We start from the raw sequence: 24,536 nt of genomic DNA, 5'->3' as shown, positions 1-24,536 counted from the left end.
CGCCGCCGCTCAGTCCGCGCAAGCCGCGCCCGCGAACGACGCCGAAGCGAAGAAGAAAGCCATCATTCAGGCCGCGCTGGAACGCGCGCGTCAGAAGAAAGCGGAGCTGTCGGCTCGCGGCGAAGGCCCGCGCAACACCGAGCACGTCAGCGCCGACGTGCAGGCGCAGATCGACGCCGCCGAAGCGCGCCGCAAGCGTCTGGGTATCGCCGCATCGCAGGACGGCCAGAGCGACAAGAGCGACGACGCGAGCGAGAAAAGCGAGAAGAGCGATAACGCCGCCGGCAACACGCCCAACGACGACAAGCCCACGTAACCACCGCGCCCACGCCTATCCGCATGAACGCCACCAAGCGCCGCGCCATCTACGAAACGCTGCAAAGCATCAATCCGCATCCGGAGACCGAACTGGAGTTCACGACGCCGTTCGAACTCCTGATCGCCGTGCTGCTGTCCGCGCAGGCCACCGATGTGTCGGTGAACAAGGCCATGCGGCGGATGTTTCCGGTCGCGAACACGCCGCAAACCGTGCTCGCGCTCGGCGAGGAAGGCGTGGCCGATTACATCAAGACGATCGGCCTCTACCGCACCAAGGCGAAGAACGTGATCGCCACCTGCGAGAAGCTGATCGAGCAGTACGGCGGCGAGGTGCCGCGCACGCGCGAGGCGCTCGAAGGACTGCCCGGCGTGGGCCGCAAGACCGCGAACGTGGTGCTCAACGTGGCGTTCGGCGAGCCGACCATCGCCGTCGACACGCATATCTTCCGGGTCGCGAACCGCACCGGCCTCGCGCCCGGCAAGGACGTGAAGGCCGTCGAGATCGCGCTCGAAAAGTACACGCCGAAGGAATTCCTCGTGAACGCGCATCACTGGCTGATCCTGCATGGCCGCTACGTCTGCAAGGCGCGCCGTCCGGAATGCTGGCATTGCGTGATCGAGCCGGTCTGCGAATTCAGGCAGAAGACGCCGCCGCCCGATCTTTGAGCGATGCCTGAGTTCCACGCCCGAGATCCGGCCCTGAAAATGCGGCCGCGCGTTGCGGCTGCAGCTCCGGCAAGCCCGCGCCTGGCGGCGTAAAATCAGCCATCACAGTCCAACGACAAAGCCGGTTGGCGTTCGAACCGGCTCCCCACCCAGTACGTTCACGATGTTCAATCCCAGCCGCGACGAAGTCCGCCGCTTTTTCACCGAGACCTGGCGCAAGCAGCGCGCGGGCGAAATCCTCACGCCGCTCGAGGCGATTGCCGCCGACTGGATCGTGGAGCATCCCGAGTATCACGCGGAACTCGCCGACGCCGATCAGGCCGCCGCCCAGGACTATTCGCCCGAACGCGGACAGAGCAACCCCTTCCTGCATCTGTCGATGCATCTGGCGATCAGCGAGCAGTTGTCGATCGACCAGCCGCCCGGCATCCGCGCGGCGCACGACCGGCTCGCGGCGCGCATGGGCTCCACGCACGACGCACAGCACGCGATCATGGAATGTCTCGGCGAGACCATCTGGGAAGCGCAGCGCACGAATACGCCGCCCGATACCGACGCCTATCTGCAACGCATCGAGCGCCGCGCCACGCGCGACTGAGCAGGCACACCGATCCACGTCGCTCCACGCGGCGTTCACAAACAAAAACACCCCGTTCGAACCGCCACGCGGCCCGAACGGGGTGTTTTCGCTTCGCCGGCGCGTCCGTGTGTTCGTGCGTTCGTGCGCGCGGGCGTCGCGCTTACTTCTTCTCGACGAGATCGCCCTTGAGCGACTCGATATACGCGGCCAGATCCTTCATGTCGCCCTGCGACAGGCTCTGCACCTGCGCCTGCATGATCGGATTGTTGCGACCGAGATGCGGGTTATTGCCGCCCATCTGGTACTGGCGCAACGCCCAGTAGATGTAATCGGCATGCTGGCCCGCGAGCTTCGGATACTCCGGGCTCACCGGCTTGTTGAGATTGACGCCGTGGCAGGCGGCGCAGTTGTGGCTGTCGGAAAGCACCTTGCCTTTGGCGGCGTCGGCGGCCTGCGCGGGCAGCGCGACGAGCGTGAAGGCCAGTGCCGATGCGGCTGCAACGATCGCGGCGGCCGGCGCGTACGTGCGACGGCGGGCATGCGCGGGCACGGCCATGCGGGACTTGTTCATGGTTTTTCCTCTCAGTCGCGTGCCGGTTACTTCTCGGGATTGTTCTTCGAGGCGGGCGTCTGCGACGAGTAATACGCCGCGATGTCCGCAATATCCTGATCGCTGAGCGACGCCGCAATGGCGTGCATGGTCTCGAAGTGGCGGTCGCCTTTCTTGTAGCCGTGCAGGGCGTTGTCGATGTACTGGGCATTCTGGCCGCCCAGGATCGGCACGTGGTAGACCTCGGGATAGGCGGTGCGATAGTCGGGAATACCATGACAGCCGATACACATCGCCACCTTGTCCTGCCCTGCCTTCGCGTTGCCCACGACGTCCGCGTGTGCCGTGGCCGCGAAGCCCGCCAGCACGGTCAATGCTCCGAACATGACGTGCTTGCCGACAATTTTTTTCATAGCATCCAACCTGGCTTGAGGGGATTCGAACGCCCGAACCGCAGGCCACGGCCTGCGCCGCATTACTGCTGTTTTACTTTTGGGGGTCGCCGTGCAGGCCGAAAAAAATCGGTCCGAGTATACCGCGACGCCGCGCCGCACGTCCATCGGGCGGCCACCCGTCCGACGCCCGCTCAGCCCCGCCACACGGGGCTTAGGCGTTGTGCGAGGGGCCTTCGGGCGGGTCGTGCGGGGGAACCCTGGTGCGCCGTTCACGACAGTTCCGGCGATAAACAGGTGCCGCATCGGGCGGAGCCAACGATACGCGAGCCCCCTCCGGGCCAACACCCCTTCTGACTTATACTGGGATTTTTTTAGCGAGCGGTTCATCATGCGCGCCACGCGTTTCGAAGGCTCTTCGCAGTACGTCGCCACCGACGACCTCAAGCTCGCGGTCAATGCCGCGATCACCCTGAAGCGTCCGCTGCTCATCAAGGGCGAGCCGGGCACCGGCAAGACGATGCTGGCCGAGGAAGTCGCGGCCGCGCTCGACATGCCGCTCATGCAGTGGCACATCAAGTCCACCACGAAGGCGCAGCAAGGCCTCTACGAATACGACGCGGTGTCGCGCCTGCGCGATTCGCAGCTCGGCGACGAGCGCGTGAAAGACATCCGCAACTACATCGTCAAGGGCGTGCTGTGGCAGGCGTTCGAGTCGGAGCAGCCGAGCGTCTTGCTGATCGACGAGATCGACAAGGCCGACATCGAATTCCCGAACGACCTGCTGCGCGAACTCGACCGCATGGAGTTCTACGTCTACGAGACGCGCGAACTCATCAAGGCGAAGCAGCGTCCGCTCGTGATCATCACGTCGAACAACGAGAAGGAACTGCCCGACGCCTTTCTGCGCCGCTGCTTCTTCCACTACATCAGCTTCCCTGATCCGGCCACGATGCAGCGCATCGTCGAGGTGCACTATCCGGGCATCCGCAAGGAACTGCTGAGCGCCGCGATGGAGAGTTTCTTCGAACTGCGCAACGTCGCGGGCCTGAAGAAGAAACCGTCCACGTCGGAACTGCTCGACTGGCTCAAGCTGCTGCTCGCCGAAGAGGTGCCGCCCGAAGCGCTGCGCGCCGTCGACGGTTCGAAGTCGATGCCGCCGCTCGCGGGCGCGCTGCTCAAGAACGAACAGGACATGACGCTGTTCGAGCGGCTCATCTACATGAACCGCCACAACCGCTAAGGCGCGGGTGAGCGCGTCAATGGCACGCACGAGGCACGCAAGAAGGCACGGAGAATCCGCATGCTGATCGACTTCTTCTACACGCTGCGCGACGCGAAGCTGCCGGTCTCCGTCAAGGAGTACCTCACGCTCGTGGAAGCGCTCAAGGAGCGCGTGATCGCGCCGTCGCTCGACGACTTCTACTTTCTCGCGCGCATGACGCTCGTGAAGGACGAGCAGTATTTCGACCGCTTCGATCAGGCGTTCGGCGCGTATTTCCGCGGCATCGAGAAGAAGTCGGCGCAGGCGTTCGAGATTCCCGAGGACTGGCTCAAGAAGCGGCTCGAACGCGACTTCACGCCCGAGCAGCGCGCGCAGATCGAAGCGATGGGCGGGCTCGACAAGCTCATGGAGCGCCTCAAGCAGCTGTTCGACGAGCAGAAGGAGCGCCACGAAGGCGGCAGCAAGTGGATCGGCACGGGCGGCACCTCGCCGTTCGGCAACGGCGGCTATAACCCCGAGGGCATCCGCATCGGCGGCGAAGGCGGCCAGCGCAGCGCCGTGAAGGTGTGGGACGCGCGCGCGTATCGCGACTACGACGATCAGGTGGAAATCGGCACGCGCAACATCAAGGTCGCGCTGCGCCGTCTGCGTCGCTTCGCGCGCGAAGGCGCGGCCGAAGAACTCGATCTCACCGACACCATCCGCAGCACCGCCGCCAACGCGGGCTGGCTCGACCTCAAGATGGTGCCGGAGCGCCACAACAAGGTGAAAGTGCTGATGCTGCTCGACGTGGGCGGCTCGATGGACGACCACATCAAGCGCACCGAGGAACTCTTCTCCGCCGCGAAGGCCGAGTTCAAGCATCTGGAGTTCTACTATTTCCACAACTGCGTCTACGACTACCTGTGGAAGAACAATCGCCGTCGTCACGCGGAGCGCACGTCCACGTGGGACCTGCTGCACAAGTTCACGCCCGACTACAAGCTGATCTTCGTCGGCGACGCCACCATGAGCCCGTACGAAGTGCTGCAACCGGGCGGCTCGGTCGAGTACAACAACCCGGAAGCGGGCGCCGTGTGGCTGCGCCGTCTCGCCGATCAGTTCCCGCATTTCGCGTGGCTCAATCCCGAACCCGAACGGCTCTGGGAATACCGGCAGTCGGTGTCGGTGATCCGCGAAATTCTCGGGCATCGCATGTATCCGCTCACCGTCGCGGGGCTCGAAACCGCCATGCGCGTGCTGAGCAAGTAACGCCCCTTCTCCCCTGCGCATCACACACGCCACACCCGCCCCAGCGGGCATTCACAAGTAAAACGAGGAGAGTTCCAGCATGACCGCGCCTTCATCCCCCGACCTGCCGGCGAGCGTCCGGCCGGGACCGCTGCGGCCGCTCGCCGACACGTCGGTCGCCACGATCGTGGCCGGTTTCGTCGCGATGATGACGGGCTACACGAGTTCGCTCGTGCTGATGTTCCAGGCGGGCCAGGCCGCACACCTGACGCCCGAACAGATTTCCTCATGGATCTGGTCGCTCTCGATCGGCATGGGCGTGACCACCATCGGGCTCTCGCTGTGGTTCCGCGCGCCCACCGTGATCGCGTGGTCCACGCCGGGCGCGGCGCTGCTGATCAGCTCGCTGCCGCACGTGCCCTACGCCGAAGCCATCGGCGCCTATATCGTCTGCGCGCTGCTGCTGACCGCCGTGGGCCTCACGGGCTGGTTCGACACGCTGATGAAGCGCATTCCCGGCGGCATCGCCGCGGCGCTGCTCGCGGGCATCCTGTTCGAGATCGGCATCGAGATCTTCCATGCGGCGCAGGTGCAGACGCCGCTCGTGCTCACGATGTTCTTCGCGTATCTGCTGCTCAAGCGCGCGGTGCCGCGTTATGCGATCGTCGGCACGCTGGTGGTGGGCGTGGCGGCCGCCGCGACGCTCGGCCTGCTCGATTTCAGCCACTTCCGCGTGGCGGTCGCGAAGCCCGTGTTCACGATGCCCGCATTCTCGGTACAGGCGATCGTCAGCATCGGCATTCCGCTCTTCGTGGTGGCGATGGCCTCGCAGAACGTACCTGGCATCGCCGTACTGCGCGCCGACGGCTACAACACGCCCTCCTCGCCGCTGATCGCCACTACCGGCCTCGCATCGCTCGTGCTCGCGCCGTTCGGCTCGCACGGCATCAACCTCGCGGCCATCACGGCGGCGATCTGCACCGGCCCGCACGCGCACGAGGACCGCAACAAGCGCTATATGGCGGCCGTCTGGTGCGGCATCTTCTATCTGATCGCGGGCACCTTCGGCGCGACCATCGCGGCGCTATTCGCGGCGTTTCCGCAGGCGCTGGTGGTGTCGATCGCCGCGCTCGCGCTGTTCGGCTCGATCATGAGCGGGCTGACCAACGCGATGCAGAAGCCGAGCGAGCGCGAAGCGGCCCTCGTCACCTTCATGGTGACGGCCTCCGGGCTCACGCTGCTGTCGATCGGCGCGGCGTTCTGGGGTCTGGTCGCCGGCGTGCTCACGCAGGTGATCCTGAACGCGCGGCGGGCCTGAAACCGCGCCTGAAAACCCCTCCGCCAGCATGGCCGCCATGACGACTGCGCGCGCGACATCGCACCGCCTTCCGATCCGCCATAAAATGGGGGTGTGCGCCGCGCAGGCCCCAACCCGGCCGCGCGGCAGCGCGCTGCCGCCATCCGGCGGCGACGCAGCGCCGATCCCTGCGATCCACGTTATCACGCGTAATTTCGCGTTTCGCCCTGCTCCCGCGAATCCCGGCTCGCCGGCCCGCGCGCAGGCCGTTCCCTTTCACCGACGCTGGCGCGCATGCGCCCACAAGGCCTGACATGACTACCGCACTCGATCAGCTCAAGCAGTACACCACCGTCGTCGCCGACACGGGCGACTTCCAGCAATTCGTCCAGTACAAGCCGCAGGACGCGACCACCAATCCGTCGCTGATCCTCAAGGCCGTGCAGAAAGCCGAGTACCGGCCGCTGCTCGAAAAAACCGTGCGCGATCACGCGGGCGAATCGGTCGAGGCGATCATCGACCATCTGCTGATCGCCTTCGGCACCGAAATCCTCAAGATCATTCCGGGCCGCGTCTCGACCGAAGTCGACGCGCGTCTCTCGTTCGACACGAAGAAGTCGATCGACAAGGCTCACCACATCATCGACCTGTACAAGAAGGCGGGCATCGAGAAAGAGCGCGTGCTGATCAAGCTCGCGTCGACGTGGGAAGGCATCCGCGCGGCGGAAGTGCTGCAGAAGGAAGGCATCCGCTGCAACATGACGCTGCTGTTCTCGCTCGCGCAGGCCGCCGCGTGCGCCGAAGCCGGCGCGCAACTGATTTCGCCGTTCGTCGGCCGCATCTACGACTGGTACAAGAAGGCCAAGGGCGCCGACTGGGACGACGCGAAGGACGGCGGCGCGAACGATCCGGGCGTGCAGTCGGTGCGCAAGATCTACGCGTACTACAAGAAGTTCGGCTACAAGACCGAGGTGATGGGCGCGAGCTTCCGCAACACGAGCCAGATCGTCGAACTGGCGGGATGCGACCTGCTCACGATCAGCCCGGACCTGCTGCAGAAGCTGCAGGACAGCAGCGAAAAGATCGAGCGCAAGCTGTCGGCGGAAGCCTTCAAGGACACGCAGATCGAACGCGTGGCCGTCGACGAAGCGTCGTTCCGCTTCCTGCTCAACGAAGACGCGATGGCCACCGAGAAGCTCGCGGAAGGCATCCGCGCCTTCGCCGCCGATGCGGTGAAGCTCGACAAGATGGTCGAGGAACTGCGCGCGAAGTAAGGCGCTCGACGATCGGTGAGCGCGCGTTAAACGCTTACTGATCGCTGGAAAATACGAAGGGCCGCGCGTGCAGAACGTGCGGCCCTTTTCTTTTTGCGGCGCGTTTTTATCGCGTTTTTATCGACGCGCCCGCGCCCTGCAACCTCCATTCCAGTCTGCGCTCTCGCAAACCCTGGCGACGCGCCGCGCGGCGGCGCGCGGGCCTGCGCCTAGAATCAGGACAGCGGCGCACACAGCCGCACGTTCGATTCCCACAACATCCCCACAACCGTTGCGCATCCGCGCGCGCGGGCCGTCCCTGCGGGGAACCGGTCCGCAAGGAAAACGATGATGCAGATCCAGCCCTACCTGTTCTACCCCGGCAATTGCGAAGAGGCGATCGCGTTCTATCACGAAGCGCTCGGCGCGCAGGAGCTGTTCAAGATGCGCTTCAAGGAAGCGCCACCCGATCCGGCGCGTCCCATGCCCGCCGAATTCGCCGAGAAGATCATGCACGCCACGCTTCAGGTCGGCGACGCGCAGATCATGATGTCCGATGGCGGCTGCATGACCGGCAACGACAAGTTCACCGGCTTCAGCGTCTCGCTCACGGCCACCGACGCCGCCACCGCGCAGCGCTACTTCGACGCGCTATCGCAAGGCGCGCAGGTGACCATGCCGTTCCAGAAAACGTTCTGGTCGCCGGGCTTCGGCATGCTGACCGACAAGTTCGGCGTACCGTGGATGGTCACCGCGCCGCCGCTCGAAAGCTCCGCCGCTTAACTCGCCGCGAAAGCGGTTTCTCCACTCGTCGCGCGCCTCACACCATCCGATGCAGGTGCGCGCGCTCGATGTTCCAGCGCGGCTCGGTCTCCAGCAACAGGGACCGTAGCTGCGCCACCTGCTCCTCGAATCGCAATCCCAACCAGTACGGCCCCTGCATGTCCGGCGCGAGCGGCGCGGCGGGCTCGGCCACCAGCGCCTGAGCGCTGTCGAGCGACGGCGCGCGCAATGCCTTGGCCGCCGCTTCCGGATGACGCGCGCCGCCAAAACGCAGCGCCCGCGCCGTCGCGAGCAGCGCTTCGCGCACGCGCGCACTGCGCTCGGCGAACGCCACGCGCACGAGTTGCTGCTCGTAGCGCCCGAGCCCCGTCGCCATCATCTCCAGCGAACTGAGGATCGCGCGATGCTGACGCTGGATCTGTTCGAGCCGCGCCGCAGGCACGTCGATCTCCTTCGCCACCGAAGGCATCAGCGAACGCAGTTGCACGAGACGCTGGTTCAGTCGGCGGAAGATCTCGATATGCTCGTCGTTGTCGACGTGCACGCCGCTCACGATCTGCGTGTAGACGCGCGCGCATTCGCGCAGGCTGTCAGCGAGCCGATAACGCCACGAATAGGTCGCGTGCAGCGGCAGCGCGAACGAAAACGCCAGCGCGATCACGATGCCGATCATCACGTTGAGCGTGCGCCACAAACCGGTGTCGATGAGATTGTCGCCGTGGCCCGCGACGATGCACATCGTGATCGCCGTGAGCAGCGCCACGTAGCCGGGCTTGCCGATCGCGTAGTAACTGCAGACGGCCGCGACGATCGACATCAGCGAATACGTGAGCCACGACGAACCCGTGATGGCCTGCACGACGATCAGCGTGAGGCCGATGAGCGCGCCGAGCAGCGTGCCGAGCGCGCGCTCCGCAGCCTTCTTGCGGATATTGCCGTGATGCTGCAACCCGCCGATCACCACCAGCAGCGTGACCGACGCCCAGATACCGTGCGGTATGTTGATGCCGGTGGTGGCGAGAATCGACGTCAGCATCGCGAGGCCCACGCGGATGGCGTGAATCAGCGCCGCGTTGCGGTAGCGATAGAACGGCGACGTGAGCGCGCGCCAGACCCGCGCGACGCGCGAGCGGACGCGCCGGCGCGGCACGGCGGAGTGTGTGGACTGCGAATCAGACGAGTTCATGTTGCGCGCTGGACATTCGGGCCGGTGTCGTCGGAATGACACCGTGCAGCGCACATCGTGCACCAGAAAAACGAATGCCCGCAACCGTCATCGGCGCGGGCATGCGTGATTGCAGCGTGATTGCGGCATCAAGCGGGCGAAGTGGGCGCATTCGTCGCGCCCTCGCCGATCAGCTTTCGACTACGTCGAGATAATCCTCCGGACGCGTGCGGTCCTCGCCCTTCTGCATCCCGAACAGATGCACGAGCGCCGACACCACCACCGCCACCACCAGATTCACGATCAGCGACCATACCGCCGCGTAGCCCGGCACGTCGATGCCGAACAGATGCACGACGAAGATCGAGCCCTTGAGATGCAGCGAGATCGCCATCCACGTGCCGGTCGCGATGCCCACGGCCCAGCCGATCAGCAGACCGCGCCAGTCGAGCATGCGCGTGTAGAGACCGAGCACGATCGCGGGCAGCGTCTGGATGATCCAGATGCCGCCGAGCAGTTGCAGCTGGATCGCGTACGTGAGCGGCAGCCCGAGAATGAACGCCACCGCGCCCACTTTCACGATCAGCGAAACCAGCTTGGCGATGTTGGTCTCCTGCTCGTTGCTCATGTTGCGGTTGATGAACTCCTTGTGGATGTTGCGCGTGTACAGGTTGGCGGCCGCGATCGACATGATCGCCGCGGGCACCAGCGCGCCGATGCCGATCGCCGCGAACGCCACGCCCACGAACCACGACGGGAAGAAGTGCAGGAACAGCGCCGGTACCGCGAAGTTCGGGCCGAAAGCCTTGAAGTACGGCGCGAATTCCGGCATGTCCTTCACGCCCGAGGCGAGCGCCATGAAGCCGAGCAGCGCGAGCAGGCCGAGCACGAGCGAGTACGCGGGCAGCATCGCCATGTTGCGGCGGATGGTGTTGCCCGACGACGACGACAGCACCGCCGTGATCGAATGCGGATAGAGGAACAGCGCGAGCGCCGAACCCACCGCGAGCGTCGCGTACGCGCTATAGCCGTTCAGGCTCGACGCGTCGGGCGCCTTGAGCAGCAGCTTGGCCGGCGGCACCGAAGCGAAGATATGGCCGAAACCGCCCATCTGCGCCGGAATCACGATGATCGCCACCGCGATGGTCACGTAGATCAGAATGTCCTTCACGACCGCGATCATCGCCGGCGCACGCAATCCGGAAGTGTAGGTATAGGCCGCGAGAATCGCGAACGCGATGATGAGCGGCAGGTCGCCGACGAAGCCCGTGGTGTCGAAACCCAGCGCGCCGATCACCACTTCGATCCCCACCAGTTGCAGCGCGATGTACGGCATGGTCGCGACGATGCCCGTGACCGCGATGGCGAGCGCGAGCATGCGGCTGCCGTAGCGCGCGCTCACGAAGTCGGCGGACGTCACGTAGTGATGGCGCTTGGCGATAGCCCAGAGTTTCGGGAACACCACGAACGCGAACGGATAGATCAGGATCGTGTACGGCAACGCGAAGAAACCCGTTGCGCCCGCGCCGAACACGAGCGCGGGCACCGCCACGAAGGTGTACGCCGTGTAGAGGTCGCCGCCGAGCAGGAACCAGGTGACGATGGTGCCGAAGCGGCGTCCGCCCAGACCCCATTCGTCGAGGTGCGCGAGATCGCCCTTGCGCCAGTGCGCGGCGAGGAAGCCGATGATCGTCACGCCGATAAAGAACAGGACGAAGACGAAGGTTGCGGTGACGTTCATTGCGCGCCTCCCGCGTTGCCGCGCTTCGAGCGGTCCTTGGTCTTGTGATAGACGAGCGCGGTGATGACCGCGCTGATCAGCACCCAGGCGAGCTGGTACCAGTAGAAGAACGGGAAGTCCCACAACGTGGGTTCGACCTTGTTGTACGACGGCACCCAGATCATCGCGATCCAGGGCAGCAGCAACAGCCAGAGCCAGTGCTTGCTGGCTTTTCCGGCGTCGGCGTCGTGAGCCATGACGTCTCCTCCTCACTTATGTTGTTATGCGACGTCGGTGCGCCGCCTGTACGGCCGCGAAACGGCCGATGGCCCGCGAGCTCGTGCCTCGCAAGGTCCCCGAAAGCGCTGAAAAGAGTAGCGAGGCCCCGATAGCGGGTCAAGCCGGGGCGGACCCCAACCCCGGCCGCGCTGTCAAGGCGCGACGCGCGTGCGTAGCGATCGTTTCGGATTCGAAATCGTCAGCCATCCGAAAGCTCGCAAAAAAACGGGGACGAAAAAAAACCGGCCAGAAGGCCGGTTTCTTTCCTGGTGCACTCGACGAACATGACGAACGTGACGAACGCACCGGGCGAACAGACTCAGATGGCGAACGATGCGCCTTCCTTGCCGATTTCCTTGCACGCTGCGCGCAGCGACTTGACCCACTGGTGCGCGGGCAGGCCGAGCTTGCTTTCGAGCATGCGCGCACGCTTTTCGAGCGCCGCCCAGCTCACGTCGAGCGCCGGACCCGAGAACGCCAGCGCGACGCGGTTGCCGTCGTGCACTTCGGGCAGCGCGATCACGCGGCCGTCGAAGGCTTCCTTCAGGCGCTTCATGTTGCGCACGTAGCTCGGGTGGTCGCCGAACAGGTTGATCGTCGCGACGCCCGCCTCCGCGAGACACGCACGCGCGGCGCGGTAGAACGCCACGCTGTCGAGCACCGGACCGCGTGCAGTCGCGTCGTAGATGTCGATCTGCAGTGCGCCGACCGTGCCGTGGTTCGAGCGGTCCTGCACGAAGTCCCATGCGTCGAGTTCACGCACGGCGAGGCGCGCGTCGTCCATCGGCAGATCGAACATCGTGCGCGCGGCCACCACGACCGCCGGGTTCAGCTCGATCGCCTCGACCTTCGCGGGACGCAGGTAGCGATGCGCGAACTTGGTCAGCGCCGCGGCGCCCAGACCGAGTTGCACGATGCGCGCGGGCGTCGCGAGGAACAGCAGCCAGGACATCATCTGCTGCGCGTATTCGAGTTCGATGTGCTGCGGCTTCGACAGACGCATCGCGCCTTGCACCCATTCGGTGCCGAAGTGCAGGTAGCGCACGCCGCCCTCTTCCGAGAACGTGACCGGTGCGAAGCGCGGCTTGCGCGGCTTTTCGATGACCGGTGCGTGTTCGAGCTCTTCCTCGGCCATGGCTGCGCGGCGCGCGAGCTTGTTGGACTTGGCGGGCTTGATCGCCTTGGCGGGCTTAGCGGGCTTGGCTGCCTTGGTCGGCTTGGCGGCTTTTTCGGCCTTCGCGGCCTTCGGCGCTGCTGCTTCAGCAACCACCGCAGCAGCAACCGGCGCGCGCTTCACGCGTGCTGCGGGCTTGGCTTCTGCCTTCACTGCGGGCTTGGCTGCGGGCTTGGCTGCCTTCTTCGCGACGGGTTTGGCTTCTGCCTTTGCAACCGGCTTCGCTTCCGCTTTCGCTGCGGGCTTCGCTTCCGCCTTTGCGACCGGCTTGGCTTCCGCCTTCACCGCGGGCTTCGCTGCCTTCTTCGCGACCGGCTTCGCTTCAGCCTTGGCAACCGGCTTCGCTTCCACCTTTGCTGCGGGCTTCGATTCCGTCTTCGCGACCGGCTTCGCTTCCGCCTTCGCAGCGACTTCGGCGACAGGCTTCGCTTCCGGCTTGGCTTCCGCTTTCACCGCAGGCTTCGCCGCGCGCTTTGCTGCAGGCTTCGCTGCGGGCTTCGCGGCAGGCTTGGCTTCTGCCTGCTTCGGCGCTTCGACAACCGCCGGCGCAGCTTCGGCTGCCACGACGGCCGGCGCGGCTTCGACCGCGGCCGGAGCCACTGCCGCTTCCGTCACCTGCGTCGCTTCTGCCGCTTCCGTCACCACAGCCGGTGCGGCTTCGACGGCGGCGGGCGCCGCTGCCTGCACGGCTGCTTCGGCTTGCGGCGCTGCGTCGATCTGCTGCGGCGCTTCGGTTTCCGGCGTCGTACCGGTCGTCGGCGCGCTCTCGGCAGCGTCGGTTTTGTTGAATGCGCGGGCCTCAGCCGAAGCGCGCTTGATCAGAGTCGTCATGTGGAAAATGCGATGCTTGGAAGGAGCAAAAGCAGTCGCGGCTACAGCACATCTGCAGCGCGACTGCGGGGGCGACCGAGAGCATAGCATTCGCCGCGCATCGCGCTGCAATTACACGGCAATGACGCGGCCTTAACACGACATTCGCACCACAAAAACACCGCAAAAAAAGCCCCGAAAACGCGGACAGCCGACGTTCAGTCGCAGGCGCTCACACCGTTCACGATATTGCAGTGCTCCGCGCGCCAGTGACTCTGATCGCTGATGCCGACGCCCACGTTCATGCCGCCGATCGCGGGCCCGCTCGACTGCAGCGCGAGCGGATTCACGCGCACCGGATGAAAGTGCAGGTCGATGCGCGCGATGTGCAGCGCCGTCGGAATCGGCGGCAACGGCGTAGCGACGTCGATGGCCTGCTCGACCGCCTCGTCGTAGTCGCGGTTGCCGCTCGAATGCAGCAGCTTCACGGAGAGAATGCGGCCATCGGGCGCGGCGCGGATCGACACCACGGCCTCGGTCTCATCCGGCACTCTCTTCGGATTCGCAAACATATTGCCGCCGAGCTTGCAGTTCACGTAGCGCTCCCACTGCCGCGCGTCCAGCGTGGCTTCGGTGGGCACGGGTGCGCCGCTTTCGGCGACCGACGCGAGGCAGCGGCTCATCACGGCTTCGGGTGAAGGACGGACATGCGGGCCGGCGGCGGCCGGGTCGTCGGAAGCGCAGGCGGTCAGTGCGAGCGCGCAGGGAAAAGCGAGCAGGAGCAGGCGTTTCTTGTTCATTGTGGTCTCGTGTCCCGTCGATAACGATGGCGCACCTCGGCGTGCGCGACAGCATGCTAACGCGGCGAGATTGCAGTGCGCTTACGCCGGACCGGCGTCCTTGCGACGCGGCGCGTCGTCCGGCTCGCCCGCGAATGCGCCGATCGCGCGCCACGCCACCAGTTTCGCGGCGAAGTTCATCGACGCATACGCCGGGCTGCTCGACGGCAGATGCAGGATCGCGAGGCGCGGCGCGTGCGCGCCCAGAATGCGCTCGCCGATGCGCGCCGCCGTGCCGCCGTTGAACGCGATCGCTTCGAGCGCGGGAAGCCGCCCGATCAGCGTGATGAGATCGTTGCTGGCGTGGTCGCGGATCGCGGCGTCGAGACTGCCTTCGCGGCGCGCCTCGGCCACCACGTCCCACAATCCGACCCGATGCGCGAGCAGCGCCTGCAAACGCGCGTCGTAATCCATCGCCACGAGGTCCGCGCCGATCACCTCTCCCACCAGCGCCCAGAATTTATTCTGCTTGTGCGCGTAATACTGCTGATGCGCGAGCGACGCCTCGCCCGGCAGGCTACCGAGAATCAGCACGCGCGTGTGCGCATCGACGACAGGCGGGAAGCAGCGTTTGAACGACATGAGCGGTCGGAATGCGATTCAGCGCGGCGCGCCGGGATGGGGGTTTTGATGCGCAACTTGATGCGCACGCGATGCCGTATGTCCGAGCGGACCGCGCTCGCGAGCCGAATGCGACGCATGCGCGGACGGCGCCTCGCCAGCCGACTCCGCAAGATGCGTCCACAGCGCGGGCAGCATGCATTCGGTGACGAGCAACGGCTTGCCATGACGCTCGAACACCGAACGCCGCGCGACGAACACATGCGGCGCATGCGCGCAGGCAGAACCGGTCTCGCCGATTTCGCGCGCCGCGAGCGCATGCAGCGGATGCCGCGCGCTCACACGTCGGCTCACCAACGCCGAGCGCGCCACGCCGCTATCGCTGTAAAGCAGTTCGGCGAGCGGCCGCGTGCGCAAGCGACGCATGGCTTGCCAGACGCCGTGACTCGCCTCGAGCGGCGTCGCGCTATGCGCCGCCACGAACGGCACGCCGTCGACTTCGAGCACAATCTCGCGCACCCACGCGCGCTCGCGCGGCGCGAGACCGAGTGCGGCGCATTCGTCGGACCAGGGCATATCGACGGCTTCGCGCGTCACGCGCACCTGAACCTGACCGAGCGTGCGCAAATGCGCGGTGAGCGAACCGCCGCGCGTGAGCCAGTCTTTCTGGGCGGCGCTGAAGGCCGCGAGGGGCGCGACGCGCCAGTGCGCGTCGGCGGCATCGAATCGGATGGGCATGGCGCGATTATAGGCTGCGCACAGTTAGGACGATTCGTATGGCTGCACGAGATGGGACGCGGAAAACTGCCGGATACACCGACGTGCATTCTGCCGCACCCCGCCAGACACGCTCGGTACACCAGGAGACTCGCATGGCAGACAACCGGAAGCAGACCTCGCAAAAAGTCAGTCGTCTCGCGGCGCAAACGCTGCATGATCCCAAGGCGTCCGCGATCAAGAAGCGCCTGGCCGCTTCGGCGCTCGCGCAATCACACACATCCAAACAGACGGGCGCCACGATGGAGCACGAGGCGAGCGAAGTCCTGCACAGCCCGAAATATTCGACGGAGACCAAAACGCTCGCGGCATCGGTGCTCGCGCAATCCAGCAAGGAGCGCAAGGCCAAATAAAAAACACGCCGCAGGTTTCCCTGCGGCGTGCCTTTTCTTGCGTCGGCGCTCCGACGCTACAACTTAGCGCGCCAGCAACAACGCATTCGTGCGCTTCACGAAGCTCGCCGGATCTTCCAGCGCGCCGCCTTCGGCCAGCATCGCCTGATCGAACAGCAGATGGCACCAGTCCGCGAAATTCGCGTCATCGGCATGCAGCGCCTTGACGAGCGGATGCTCCGGATTCACTTCGAGAATCGGCTGCATCTGCGGCGCCTGCTGGCCCGCGGCCTTGAGCATGCGCTGCAGATAGCCGCTCATGTCGTTGTCGTCGGCCACGAGGCAGGACGGCGAATCGGTCAGGCGGAACGTCAGACGCACGTCCTTGGCCTTGTCCTTGAGCGCTTCCTTCATCTGCTCGACGAGCGGCTTGAGTTCTTCGCTGACCTTCTCCTGCTGCTGCTTTTCCTCGTCGTTGAGCGCGCCCAGATCGAGGTCGCCGCGCGCCACGCTCGCGAGCGGCTTGCCGTCGAATTCGTTCAGGAACGACAGCATCCATTCGTCGACGCGGTCCGTCAGCAGCAGCACTTCCACGCCCTTCTTGCGGAACACTTCGAGGTGCGGGCTGTGGGTCGCGGCCTGCCAGGTGTCGGCGGTCACGTAGTAGATCTTCGACTGCTCGGGCTTCATGCGCGCGACGTAGTCGGCGAGCGAAACGCTCTGCTCGGCCGTGTCGTTGTGCGTCGACGCAAAACACAGCAGCTTCGCGATGCGGTCCTTGTTCGCGTGATCTTCGCCCACGCCTTCCTTGAGCACCTGGCCGAACTCGCTCCAGAAGCCGGCGAACTTCGCCTTGTCCTCGTCCTTCGCTTCGGCGTCGGTCTGCGCGTTCGCGAGTTCTTCGAGCATCGACAGCACGCGCTTGGTCACGCCGTCGCGAATCGCCTTCACGTCGCGGCTTTCCTGGAGGATTTCGCGCGAGACGTTCAGCGGCAGATCCGCCGAATCGACCACGCCCTTCACGAAGCGCAGATAGTTCGGCAGCAGCTGCTCGGCGTCGTCCATGATGAAGACGCGCTTCACGTAGAGCTTCAGGCCGCTCTTGTGGTCGCGGTTCCACATGTCGAACGGCGCGTGCGCGGGCACGTAGAGCAGTTGCGTGTACTCGCTGCGGCCTTCGACGCGGTTATGCGTCCACGCGAGCGGGTTCTCGTGATCGTGCGCGAGATGCTGATAGAACTGCTGATACTGCTCGTCGCTGATCTCGCTCTTCGAACGCGTCCACAGCGCGCTCGCCTGGTTGATGGTCTCGAACTCGTCCTTCGTGACCATCTCGCTCTTTTCGGCGTCCCATTCCTCGGCCTTCATTTCGATCGGCAGACCGACGTGATCCGAGTACTTCTGGATGATGCTCTTGAGCTTGTGCGACGACAGCAGTTCGTCCTCGCCTTCGCGCAGATGCAGCGTGATGGTGGTGCCGCGTTGCGCGCGCTCGATCTTGTCGACCGAGAATTCGCCCTCGCCCGCGCTTTCCCAGCGCACGCCTTCGCTCGCCGGCAGACCCGCGCGGCGCGTTTCCACGGTGATCTTGTCGGCGACGATGAAGCCCGAATAGAAGCCCACGCCGAACTGGCCGATCAGCGCCGCGTCCTTCTTCTGGTCGCCCGAGAGCTTGCCGAAGAACTCCTTGGTGCCCGAGCGCGCGATCGTGCCGAGGTTCGCGACGGCTTCGTCGTGGCTCATGCCGATGCCGTTGTCCTCGATCGTGACGGTGCGCGCCGCCTTGTCGTAACCCACGCGGATGTGCAGGTTCGGATCGTTTTCGTAGAGCGCGCTGTTTTCGAGCGCTTCGAAGCGCAGTTTGTCGGCGGCGTCGGAGGCGTTCGAGACCAGTTCGCGCAGGAAGATTTCCTTGTTGCTGTACAGCGAATGGATCATCAGGTGCAGAAGCTGTTTCACTTCCGCCTGGAAGCTCATGGTTTCTTGTGCCATGTTCGAGAGTCCTCGTTCGTTGTAGTTGCGTTGCAATGCGTTGAATTCAAAGCCGCGTGCGCGAGTCGTTTCAAGCGACAGTTCGCGGCGTAATGCGCGCATAAATGGGGGCGCGCGGCGCGGGTTTCAAGAGTGCGAATTTAACCAGATTCGCCGCATGGCATGTTCAGGTGCCCCGCCGCGCCACCCCGTCCAGATAGCCCGAAAGGAACGCGGGCAAGCCCGGATCGGCGCAGTTCGCGATATTGAAGCGCATCCACGTGGTCGGCGACTGATGGGGCGAGAACAGGCTGCCCGGCGTGAGCAGGAAGCCCGCCTCGTGACCGGCGGCCGTGAGCGCGTCGGCGTCCACGCCGGTGTCGGTCCACAGGAACATGCCCGCGCCCGGCGCCGTGAACAGCTTGCAGCCGGTGCGCTCCAGCATGCGCGCGGCCTTGTCGCGCACGGTATCGAGCCGCGCGCGCAGCCGCTCGACGTGGCGGCGATAGTGGCCTTCGGTCAGCACGCGGTACAGCACGCGCTCGTTGATCTCGGGGCTCGTCATGCCGACCAGCATCTTCTGGTCGGCCACGGCCTGCGTCACCTCCGGCGAGGCCGCGACGAAGCCCACGCGCAGATTCGGCGCGAGCGTCTTCGAAAAACTGCCGAGATAGATCACGCGGCGCAACTGGTCGAGACTCGCGAGCCGCGTGGCCGGATAGCCCGCGGGACACAGATCGCCGTAGACATCGTCCTCGACGACGATGAAGTCGTACTGCTCCGCGAGCCGCAGGATGCGAAACGCCTGAGCGGCCGTCAGCGAGGTGCCGGTGGGATTCTGCAGCACCGAATTGATGACGAGCATCTTGGGCCGCCAGGTTTCGATGAGCGCTTCGAGCGCGTCGAGGTCCGGGCCTTCGGGCGTGTACGGCATGCCGACCAACCGCGCGCCCTGCGAGGCGAAGCGGCCGAACATCTGGAACCACGCCGGGTCGCCGACCACGACGGTGTCGCCCGGCTGCACGTAGATGCGCGCGAGCAGGTCGATCGCCTGGGTGATGCCGGAGACCAGCACGATCTGCTCGGGCGTGGCGCCGATTTCGAGTTCGGCCATGCGCGTCTGCAATTGCTGGCGCAGCGGCAAAAAACCTTGCGGCGAGCCGAAGCCGAGCAGTTGCGTGCCGCTCTGGCGGCCGAGCGAGCGCATCGCGCCCGCGAGCAATTCGCCGTCGAGCCAGCGTGCGGGCAGATAGCCGAGACCCGGCCCTTTTTCCGGATGCGTCGACTGGTGGAGCATGTTTCGCAGCAGCCAGACCACGTCGAGCGCGGGCGGTTCGGCGGACGTCGGCGTCTCCGCGCCCGCGCGCCGTTCGAGCGGCGTGACGGAGGCCAGATTGCCGAGCCGCTCGCGCACGTAGAAACCCGATCCGCGCCGCGAATCCAGATAGCCCTGCGCGACGAGACGCTCGTACGCCTCGACCACCGTGAAGCGCGACACGCCTTTATCGAGCGCGAGCTTGCGGATCGACGGCATGCGCATGCCGGGCCGGAACACGCGTTCCTCGATGCGGCGGCGTCCCCACTGGACGAGCTGGTCGACGAGCGTGAGCGTGGCCGCGTCGTGCGGGGCCGGAATCTGGTCAAGCGGGACGGACGACATGGGATCTCCAACTGTACCGAGCACTATCGGAGCGATTGTACCGTTACTGTCCGCAGCCATACCGGTACATTTATTCACATGCGTACCGGTAAGGATCCGGCAACACGCGTACAGCGCTGTCCTGCTGTACTGAACCGTACCGAACCGTACTGCGCGCTGTTCCTGCTTTTCCCCGCGGCTGTCCTCGCCGCCGTACTTATCCGCCCGTTCGACCGTCCGCACATGACCGCCACGCCGCTTCGTCTCGATCATCTCGTCGTTTCCGCCCGCACGCTGGAAGAAGGCACGCAATACGTGGCGGACACGCTCGGCGTCGCGCCCGCAGGCGGCGGCGCGCATCCGCTGATGCGCACCCACAACCGTCTGCTCGGTCTGTGGGGTGGCGTCTATCTGGAAGTGATCGCGGTCGATCCGGCGGCGAACGCTTCGGGGCAAAGTCAGGGCCAGGGCCGCTCGCGCCTGTTCGCGCTCGACGATCCGGCCGTGCAGGCGCGGCTCGACGCGGGCCCGTACCTCTCGCACTGGGTCGCGCGCGTGGAGCCGCCGCGCAGCCTCGCACGCTGGCGCGCGCAGTATCCGCAGCGCATCGCCGACCTCGTGCCGATGACGCGCGGCAACCTGAGCTGGCAACTGAGCGTGCCGCTCGACGGCGCGTTCCCCGCGTGGCAAGGCGCCGGCGACGGCGTGCTGCCCTCGCTCATTCAGTGGGACACGCCGCGCCATCCGTCGCAATCGCTCGACGAAAGCGGCGTCGCGCTCACCTCGCTCACCGGCTATCACCCGCAGGCGGACACGATCCGCGCGCAACTGGACTGGCTCGGCGCATCGGCGCTGATGACGGTCGAAGAAGCCGATTCCCCCGCGCTCGTCGCGCACTTCGAAACCCCGTCGGGACCGCGATCGCTCGGCGCGCCCGCACGCCGATCTGTCGAGCGCGAATCCGCATAATGAAAGCACGCGAAACCCAGGGCATGCTGCTCGGCCTCGTCGGCGTCATGATCTTCAGTCTGACGCTGCCGATGACGCGCATCGTCGTCACCGAATTCCATCCTCTGCTGAACGGTCTCGGCCGCGCGCTCGCCGCCGCCGTCCCCGCCGCCCTGCTGCTCTGGCTGCGCCGCGAAAAGCGGCCCAACTGGGCGCAGGTCAAGAGTCTCGCCGTGGTGTCGCTGGGCGTGATCGTCGCGTATCCGGTGTTTTCGGCGTGGGCGATGAAGAGCGTGCCCGCTTCGCACGGCGCGATCGTCAACGGCCTGCAACCGCTCGCGGTGGCGATCTACGCCGCATGGCTCTCGCACGAGCGCCCGTCGAAGGCGTTCTGGTTCAGCGCGCTGATCGGCAGCGCGCTCGTGGTGGCGTTCGCGCTCCAGGCGGGCGGCGGCGCGCTGCACGCCGGCGACGCGTGGATGCTGGTCGCAGTCGGCATCGGCGCGCTCGGTTACGCCGAAGGCGCGCGGCTCGCGCGGCAACTGGGCGGCTGGCAGGTGATCTGCTGGGCGCTGGTGCTTTCGGCGCCGTTTCTGGCGATTCCGGTGGGCTGGCTCGCGTGGGCGCATCACGTCGCGCATCCGGAACCGGTCGCGCTCAAGACCTGGCTCGCCTTCGGCTACGTCACGCTGTTCTCGCAGTTCCTCGGCTTCTTCGCGTGGTACGCGGGGCTGGCGATGGGCGGCACGGCGCGCGTCGGCCAGGTCCAGCTGCTGCAGATTTTCTTCACGATGGCGTTCTCGGCGCTCGTATTCGGCGAGCAGGTCGCGGCTTCCGCGTGGCTTTATGCGGCGGCCGTGATCGCCACCGTCGTGTTCGGCCGCCGCGCCGCCATCCGCACCGCGCCCGAGCCCGCGCGCGCTTGAGCGCGTTTCACGTCATAATCCAAGGTTTTCGGCGGCGCAAAAGTCTGGCGCGCCGCCTCGAAAATCGCATCGTTCAGCACCCGTTCACCGAATTTGCCGAATCGAATTCGCCGACCCGAATTCCAGGAACCAACAAGGAGACCCCATGGACCAGAGCGATCTCAAAGCCGCCCCCGCGTGGCAACTGTCCGAGCGTGCAATCAAGCTGACCAGCTCGGCGATTCGCGAAATCCTCAAGGTCACCGAGCGCCCCGAAGTCATTTCGTTCGCCGGCGGTCTGCCCGCGCCGGCCAGCTTCCCGGCCGAGGAAATGCGCGCCGCCGCCGATCGCATCCTGCGCGACGATCCGTCGGGCGCGCTCCAGTACAGCGCGACCGAAGGCTATATGCCGCTGCGCGAATGGGTCGCCGAGCGTCACTCGGTGGGCGGCGCGAAAGTGCGTCCGTCGCAGGTGCTGATCACCACGGGTTCGCAGCAGGCGCTCGACCTGATCGGCAAGGTGCTGGTCTCGCCGGACAGCCCGGTGCTGGTGGAAACGCCGACCTATCTCGGCGCGCTGCAGTCGTTTTCGCTCTACGAACCGCGCTATGTGCAGGTGCCGACCGACGAAAAGGGTCTTGTCATCGAAGGCCTGACGCCCGACATGACGGCCGGCGCGCGTCTGCTCTACGCGATCCCGAACTTCCAGAATCCGACCGGCCGCCGTCTGCCGCTCGACCGCCGCCAGGCGCTCGCCGAATTCGCGAAGCGCGCGCCCTTCCCGGTCATCGAGGACGATCCCTACGGCGCGCTGCTCTACGCGGGCGAGCCGCTGCCGACGGTCCACTCGATGGCGCCCGAGCACATCGTGCATCTCGGTTCGTTCTCGAAGGTGCTGGCGCCGGGTCTGCGCGTGGGTTACATCATCGCGCCCGAGGATCTGCATTTCAAACTCGTGCAGGCCAAGCAGGCCACCGACCTGCACACGCCGAGCTTCACGCAGCGCATCGTCCACGAAGTCGTGAAAGATGGCTTCCTCGATACGCACATTCCGAAGGTGCGCGCGCTCTATCGCGACCAGTGCGAGGCGATGCTCGACTCGCTCGCGCGCAACATGCCCGAAGGCGTGAGCTGGAATCGCCCCGAAGGCGGCATGTTCATCTGGGTCACGCTGCCGCAACAGATCGACAGTATGAAGTTGCTGGAAGAAGCGGTCGCGCAGAATGTGGCCTTCGTGCCCGGCGCGCCGTTCTTCGCGAGCGAACCGCAGCGCAACAAGCTGCGTCTGTCGTTCGTGACCGTGCCGCCCGCGAAGATCGAAGAAGGCGTGGCGAAACTCGCCGCGCTGATCCGCGCGCGCATTTGACGCGCACGCCCGAATCGCGACAAACCCCGTTCAACGTAAAAGGACTCCTGATCATGGCTGACATCAACGTCTACGACCGCCTCAAAGAACTCGGCATCGAACTGCCGACCGCCGGCGCACCCGCCGCGGCTTACGTGATGAGCGCGCAAAGCGGCAACACGGTGTACCTCTCGGGCCACATCGCGAAGAAGGACGGCAAGGTCTGGGCCGGCAAGCTCGGCGACTCGCTCTCGACCGAAGAAGGCAAGGCCGCCGCGCGTTCGATCGCGATCGATCTGCTGGCGACGCTGCACGCGCACGTCGGCGACCTCAACAAGGTCAAGCGCGTCGTCAAGCTGATGAGCCTCGTGAACTCGACGCTCGACTTCACGGAACAGCACATCGTGACGAACGGCGCCTCGGAGCTGATCGCCGACGTGTTCGGCGAGAAGGGCAAGCACGCGCGCTCGGCATTCGGCGTCGCGCAGATTCCGCTCGGCGCGTGCGTCGAGATCGAGCTGATCGCCGAAGTCGAGTAAGCGTTGCGCGAGCTTGCGCCACGCGCGCCGGCTCGCCTCAGCGATACTCAACCGCGCCGCGAGGTGCGGTTTTTTTTCGCCGTACGTTTCCACCCGGATATTGCCGACCATGACACTTCGCAGCGTCCGCTTCAAACAGGTCGACGTCTTCACGTCGCGGCCCTTCAAGGGCAATCCGCTCGCCGTCGTGTTCGACGCCGACGCGCTCGACACCGCGCAGATGCAGGCCATCGCGCGCTGGACCAATCTGTCCGAAACCAGCTTCCTGCTCGCGCCCACCGACGCGCGCGCCGACTATCGCGTGCGCATCTTCACGACCCAGGGCGAGCTGCCTTTCGCAGGCCATCCGACGCTCGGCACGGCGCACGCGTTTCTCGACAGCGGCCGCACGCCGAAAACGCCGAGCCGGCTCGTGCAGGAATGCGCGGCGGGTCTCATCGATCTCGCCGATCGCGCCGATCGCACGCAGGACACGCAGGACGCGAAGGCCGCGCCCGCCTGGGCCTTCGCCGCGCCGCCCGCGAGCGTCACGCCGCTGCCTGAATCGCAGTACGACGCATTGCGCGCGGCCTTGCGCCTCGCGCCGGACAGCACGGCCATCGACTTCTCCGCGCAACCGTGTGGCGTAAATAATGGCGCGCCGTGGCTCGTGGTGCGCTTCGCGAGCGCCGACGATGTGCTCGCGCTCGACGTCGACTACGCCGCGCTCGCGAGCGTCGCGTCCGGCGTGGGCGCACAGGGACTCGCGGCCTACGGCCCGCACGCGGCGGACGGCCCCGCGACCTTCGAAGTGCGCTGCCTGATGACCGGTCTCGGCAACGGCGAAGACCCTGTCACCGGCAGTGCCAATGCCGCGATCGCGTTGCTGCTCGCGCAGCAGCAACGCCGCCCGGGCAGCCGCTACACCGTGCGCCAGGGCACCGCAATGGGGCGTGACGGCCGCGTCTCCATCGACTACGACGATGCAGCGGACAAGATGTGGGTGGGCGGCGCGTCGGTCACGGTGATCGACGGCACGATTGCGCTGCCTTAATCGCCCTGCCTTGATCGCGCGAGATTGAAGCACGACTGAAGCGCGACGGAAATCAGCCGGGGTGCAACGCCCCGGCATGCCTTTCGAATACTTACCCGGCCTGTGCACCAGGCATGCGCGCTGCGCACGCGCGAGGCACGCCCTGCCAGGCGTATGCGCCATGCGTCAACTATGCGCGACACATGATGGACTTACGCATCGCGCA

24 protein-coding genes and 1 pseudogene are annotated in these 24,536 nt (G+C 65.8%); 14 read left to right on the top strand and 11 right to left on the bottom strand.

Going from position 1 to position 24,536, the window contains the following annotated elements:
- The 3 genes and pseudogenes from G3N97_RS10690 to G3N97_RS10680 all read left to right on the top strand — a co-directional run.
- Window positions 1-316 (top strand): annotated as a pseudogene (locus G3N97_RS10690) (electron transport complex subunit RsxB); the annotation flags it as partial.
- 23 nt (window positions 317-339) lie between these two features.
- Window positions 340-984 (top strand): endonuclease III, encoded by a 645-nt coding sequence (gene nth, locus G3N97_RS10685; RefSeq protein ID WP_065063652.1) that lies wholly within the window; start codon window positions 340-342, stop codon window positions 982-984.
- A 163-nt stretch (window positions 985-1,147) separates the two neighbouring features.
- The gene (locus tag G3N97_RS10680) at window positions 1,148-1,582 is read left to right on the top strand and encodes a DUF1841 family protein (protein ID WP_065063655.1); all 435 of its coding nucleotides are present in this window, start codon (window positions 1,148-1,150) and stop codon (window positions 1,580-1,582) included.
- A 142-nt stretch (window positions 1,583-1,724) separates the two neighbouring features.
- Here G3N97_RS10680 and G3N97_RS10675 read toward each other — a convergent pair whose 3' ends face one another.
- Entirely contained in the window at window positions 1,725-2,120 is a 396-nt protein-coding gene (locus tag G3N97_RS10675) for a cytochrome c (protein WP_205993184.1), read from the bottom strand.
- 41 nt (window positions 2,121-2,161) lie between these two features.
- Window positions 2,162-2,527: a cytochrome c gene (locus G3N97_RS10670; RefSeq protein WP_110327599.1), complete on the bottom strand. Its 366-nt coding sequence runs from the start codon at window positions 2,525-2,527 to the stop codon at window positions 2,162-2,164.
- A gap of 370 nt (window positions 2,528-2,897) precedes the next feature.
- On the opposite strand from G3N97_RS10670, the gene G3N97_RS10665 reads away from it, so the two are divergent.
- From G3N97_RS10665 to yjdN, 5 genes are all read left to right on the top strand, one after another.
- Window positions 2,898-3,749, top strand: coding sequence for a MoxR family ATPase (locus G3N97_RS10665; RefSeq protein WP_205993180.1), 852 nt, complete (start codon window positions 2,898-2,900; stop codon window positions 3,747-3,749).
- Between the two features lie 60 nt (window positions 3,750-3,809).
- Window positions 3,810-4,982, top strand: coding sequence for a VWA domain-containing protein (locus tag G3N97_RS10660; RefSeq protein ID WP_065063663.1), 1,173 nt, complete (start codon window positions 3,810-3,812; stop codon window positions 4,980-4,982).
- Window positions 4,983-5,061: 79 nt separating this feature from the next.
- The gene (locus tag G3N97_RS10655; RefSeq protein ID WP_205993179.1) at window positions 5,062-6,279 is read left to right on the top strand and encodes a benzoate/H(+) symporter BenE family transporter; all 1,218 of its coding nucleotides are present in this window, start codon (window positions 5,062-5,064) and stop codon (window positions 6,277-6,279) included.
- A 293-nt stretch (window positions 6,280-6,572) separates the two neighbouring features.
- The gene (gene tal / locus G3N97_RS10650; protein ID WP_205993178.1) at window positions 6,573-7,532 is read left to right on the top strand and encodes a transaldolase; all 960 of its coding nucleotides are present in this window, start codon (window positions 6,573-6,575) and stop codon (window positions 7,530-7,532) included.
- A gap of 330 nt (window positions 7,533-7,862) precedes the next feature.
- Window positions 7,863-8,294: a VOC family metalloprotein YjdN gene (yjdN, locus tag G3N97_RS10645; RefSeq protein WP_205993183.1), complete on the top strand. Its 432-nt coding sequence runs from the start codon at window positions 7,863-7,865 to the stop codon at window positions 8,292-8,294.
- 37 nt (window positions 8,295-8,331) lie between these two features.
- On the opposite strand, the gene G3N97_RS10640 is transcribed toward yjdN, so the two are convergent.
- From G3N97_RS10640 to G3N97_RS10610, 7 genes are all read right to left on the bottom strand, one after another.
- Window positions 8,332-9,480 (bottom strand): FUSC family protein, encoded by a 1,149-nt coding sequence (locus G3N97_RS10640; RefSeq protein ID WP_205993177.1) that lies wholly within the window; start codon window positions 9,478-9,480, stop codon window positions 8,332-8,334.
- A gap of 169 nt (window positions 9,481-9,649) precedes the next feature.
- A complete protein-coding gene (locus G3N97_RS10635) occupies window positions 9,650-11,200 on the bottom strand; it encodes a sodium:solute symporter family protein (protein ID WP_205993176.1) in 1,551 nt (516 codons plus the stop codon).
- Window positions 11,197-11,436 carry a DUF3311 domain-containing protein gene (locus tag G3N97_RS10630; protein WP_205993175.1) on the bottom strand — a complete coding sequence of 80 codons (240 nt, stop codon included), beginning with the start codon at window positions 11,434-11,436 and terminating at the stop codon, window positions 11,197-11,199. The genes G3N97_RS10635 and G3N97_RS10630 overlap by 4 nt, the downstream gene beginning before the upstream one ends.
- A gap of 341 nt (window positions 11,437-11,777) precedes the next feature.
- Window positions 11,778-12,635 (bottom strand): spermidine synthase, encoded by an 858-nt coding sequence (locus G3N97_RS10625; protein ID WP_346778046.1) that lies wholly within the window; start codon window positions 12,633-12,635, stop codon window positions 11,778-11,780.
- A gap of 1,025 nt (window positions 12,636-13,660) precedes the next feature.
- Window positions 13,661-14,242: an energy transducer TonB gene (locus G3N97_RS10620; RefSeq protein ID WP_205993174.1), complete on the bottom strand. Its 582-nt coding sequence runs from the start codon at window positions 14,240-14,242 to the stop codon at window positions 13,661-13,663.
- 81 nt (window positions 14,243-14,323) lie between these two features.
- Window positions 14,324-14,863: a DNA-deoxyinosine glycosylase gene (locus tag G3N97_RS10615; protein WP_205993173.1), complete on the bottom strand. Its 540-nt coding sequence runs from the start codon at window positions 14,861-14,863 to the stop codon at window positions 14,324-14,326.
- 18 nt (window positions 14,864-14,881) lie between these two features.
- Window positions 14,882-15,580, bottom strand: a complete 699-nt coding sequence (locus G3N97_RS10610; RefSeq protein ID WP_205993172.1) for a chorismate lyase — start codon at window positions 15,578-15,580, stop codon at window positions 14,882-14,884.
- Between the two features lie 134 nt (window positions 15,581-15,714).
- On the opposite strand from G3N97_RS10610, the gene G3N97_RS10605 reads away from it, so the two are divergent.
- Entirely contained in the window at window positions 15,715-15,972 is a 258-nt protein-coding gene (locus tag G3N97_RS10605; RefSeq protein ID WP_205993171.1) for a hypothetical protein, read from the top strand.
- Between the two features lie 63 nt (window positions 15,973-16,035).
- Here the strand turns inward: G3N97_RS10605 and htpG are convergent, their stop codons facing one another.
- Entirely contained in the window at window positions 16,036-17,943 is a 1,908-nt protein-coding gene (htpG, locus tag G3N97_RS10600) for a molecular chaperone HtpG (RefSeq protein ID WP_205993170.1), read from the bottom strand.
- Window positions 17,944-18,109: 166 nt separating this feature from the next.
- Window positions 18,110-19,582 carry a PLP-dependent aminotransferase family protein gene (locus tag G3N97_RS10595; protein ID WP_205993169.1) on the bottom strand — a complete coding sequence of 491 codons (1,473 nt, stop codon included), beginning with the start codon at window positions 19,580-19,582 and terminating at the stop codon, window positions 18,110-18,112.
- A gap of 222 nt (window positions 19,583-19,804) precedes the next feature.
- Between G3N97_RS10595 and G3N97_RS10590 the strand changes: the two genes are divergently transcribed.
- The 5 genes from G3N97_RS10590 to G3N97_RS10570 all read left to right on the top strand — a co-directional run bounded on the left by G3N97_RS10590 (window position 19,805) and on the right by G3N97_RS10570 (window position 24,331).
- Window positions 19,805-20,530, top strand: coding sequence for a VOC family protein (locus tag G3N97_RS10590; protein WP_205993181.1), 726 nt, complete (start codon window positions 19,805-19,807; stop codon window positions 20,528-20,530).
- Complete coding sequence (locus G3N97_RS10585; RefSeq protein ID WP_205993168.1) at window positions 20,530-21,435, top strand: DMT family transporter; 906 nt, start codon at window positions 20,530-20,532, stop codon at window positions 21,433-21,435. Before G3N97_RS10590 ends, G3N97_RS10585 begins: the two co-directional genes overlap by 1 nt.
- Before the next feature lie 145 nt (window positions 21,436-21,580).
- Complete coding sequence (locus G3N97_RS10580; RefSeq protein WP_205993167.1) at window positions 21,581-22,780, top strand: PLP-dependent aminotransferase family protein; 1,200 nt, start codon at window positions 21,581-21,583, stop codon at window positions 22,778-22,780.
- 53 nt (window positions 22,781-22,833) lie between these two features.
- Window positions 22,834-23,298: a RidA family protein gene (locus G3N97_RS10575; protein WP_205993166.1), complete on the top strand. Its 465-nt coding sequence runs from the start codon at window positions 22,834-22,836 to the stop codon at window positions 23,296-23,298.
- A 109-nt stretch (window positions 23,299-23,407) separates the two neighbouring features.
- Window positions 23,408-24,331, top strand: coding sequence for a PhzF family phenazine biosynthesis protein (locus tag G3N97_RS10570; RefSeq protein ID WP_205993165.1), 924 nt, complete (start codon window positions 23,408-23,410; stop codon window positions 24,329-24,331).
- The last annotated feature ends 205 nt before the right edge of the window (window positions 24,332-24,536 follow it).

The sequence above is a fragment of the Paraburkholderia sp. Ac-20347 genome (genome assembly GCF_017104805.1).
GTDB lineage: Bacteria > Pseudomonadota > Gammaproteobacteria > Burkholderiales > Burkholderiaceae > Paraburkholderia > Paraburkholderia tropica.
The sequence above is the reverse complement of the archived record's forward strand: the minus strand, read 5'-3'. Positions and strand labels throughout refer to the sequence as shown.

Bases quoted from the DNA above. Each gene is read 5' to 3' on its own strand.
- G3N97_RS10615 (WP_205993173.1), bottom strand. From the start codon at position 14,863: ATGTCGTTCAAACGCTGCTTCCCGCCTGTCGTCGATGCGCACACGCGC.
- G3N97_RS10660 (WP_065063663.1), top strand. From the start codon at position 3,810: ATGCTGATCGACTTCTTCTACACGCTGCGCGACGCGAAGCTGCCGGTC.
- G3N97_RS10640 (WP_205993177.1), bottom strand. From the start codon at position 9,480: ATGAACTCGTCTGATTCGCAGTCCACACACTCCGCCGTGCCGCGCCGG.
- G3N97_RS10590 (WP_205993181.1), top strand. From the start codon at position 19,805: ATGACCGCCACGCCGCTTCGTCTCGATCATCTCGTCGTTTCCGCCCGC.
- G3N97_RS10670 (WP_110327599.1), bottom strand. From the start codon at position 2,527: ATGAAAAAAATTGTCGGCAAGCACGTCATGTTCGGAGCATTGACCGTG.
- G3N97_RS10630 (WP_205993175.1), bottom strand. From the start codon at position 11,436: ATGGCTCACGACGCCGACGCCGGAAAAGCCAGCAAGCACTGGCTCTGG.
- G3N97_RS10580 (WP_205993167.1), top strand. From the start codon at position 21,581: ATGGACCAGAGCGATCTCAAAGCCGCCCCCGCGTGGCAACTGTCCGAG.
- nth (WP_065063652.1), top strand. From the start codon at position 340: ATGAACGCCACCAAGCGCCGCGCCATCTACGAAACGCTGCAAAGCATC.
- G3N97_RS10675 (WP_205993184.1), bottom strand. From the start codon at position 2,120: ATGGCCGTGCCCGCGCATGCCCGCCGTCGCACGTACGCGCCGGCCGCC.
- G3N97_RS10605 (WP_205993171.1), top strand. From the start codon at position 15,715: ATGGCAGACAACCGGAAGCAGACCTCGCAAAAAGTCAGTCGTCTCGCG.
- G3N97_RS10595 (WP_205993169.1), bottom strand. From the start codon at position 19,582: ATGTCGTCCGTCCCGCTTGACCAGATTCCGGCCCCGCACGACGCGGCC.
- G3N97_RS10570 (WP_205993165.1), top strand. From the start codon at position 23,408: ATGACACTTCGCAGCGTCCGCTTCAAACAGGTCGACGTCTTCACGTCG.
- G3N97_RS10635 (WP_205993176.1), bottom strand. From the start codon at position 11,200: ATGAACGTCACCGCAACCTTCGTCTTCGTCCTGTTCTTTATCGGCGTG.
- yjdN (WP_205993183.1), top strand. From the start codon at position 7,863: ATGCAGATCCAGCCCTACCTGTTCTACCCCGGCAATTGCGAAGAGGCG.
- G3N97_RS10610 (WP_205993172.1), bottom strand. From the start codon at position 15,580: ATGCCCATCCGATTCGATGCCGCCGACGCGCACTGGCGCGTCGCGCCC.
- tal (WP_205993178.1), top strand. From the start codon at position 6,573: ATGACTACCGCACTCGATCAGCTCAAGCAGTACACCACCGTCGTCGCC.
- G3N97_RS10680 (WP_065063655.1), top strand. From the start codon at position 1,148: ATGTTCAATCCCAGCCGCGACGAAGTCCGCCGCTTTTTCACCGAGACC.
- htpG (WP_205993170.1), bottom strand. From the start codon at position 17,943: ATGGCACAAGAAACCATGAGCTTCCAGGCGGAAGTGAAACAGCTTCTG.
- G3N97_RS10575 (WP_205993166.1), top strand. From the start codon at position 22,834: ATGGCTGACATCAACGTCTACGACCGCCTCAAAGAACTCGGCATCGAA.
- G3N97_RS10620 (WP_205993174.1), bottom strand. From the start codon at position 14,242: ATGAACAAGAAACGCCTGCTCCTGCTCGCTTTTCCCTGCGCGCTCGCA.
- G3N97_RS10585 (WP_205993168.1), top strand. From the start codon at position 20,530: ATGAAAGCACGCGAAACCCAGGGCATGCTGCTCGGCCTCGTCGGCGTC.
- G3N97_RS10665 (WP_205993180.1), top strand. From the start codon at position 2,898: ATGCGCGCCACGCGTTTCGAAGGCTCTTCGCAGTACGTCGCCACCGAC.
- G3N97_RS10655 (WP_205993179.1), top strand. From the start codon at position 5,062: ATGACCGCGCCTTCATCCCCCGACCTGCCGGCGAGCGTCCGGCCGGGA.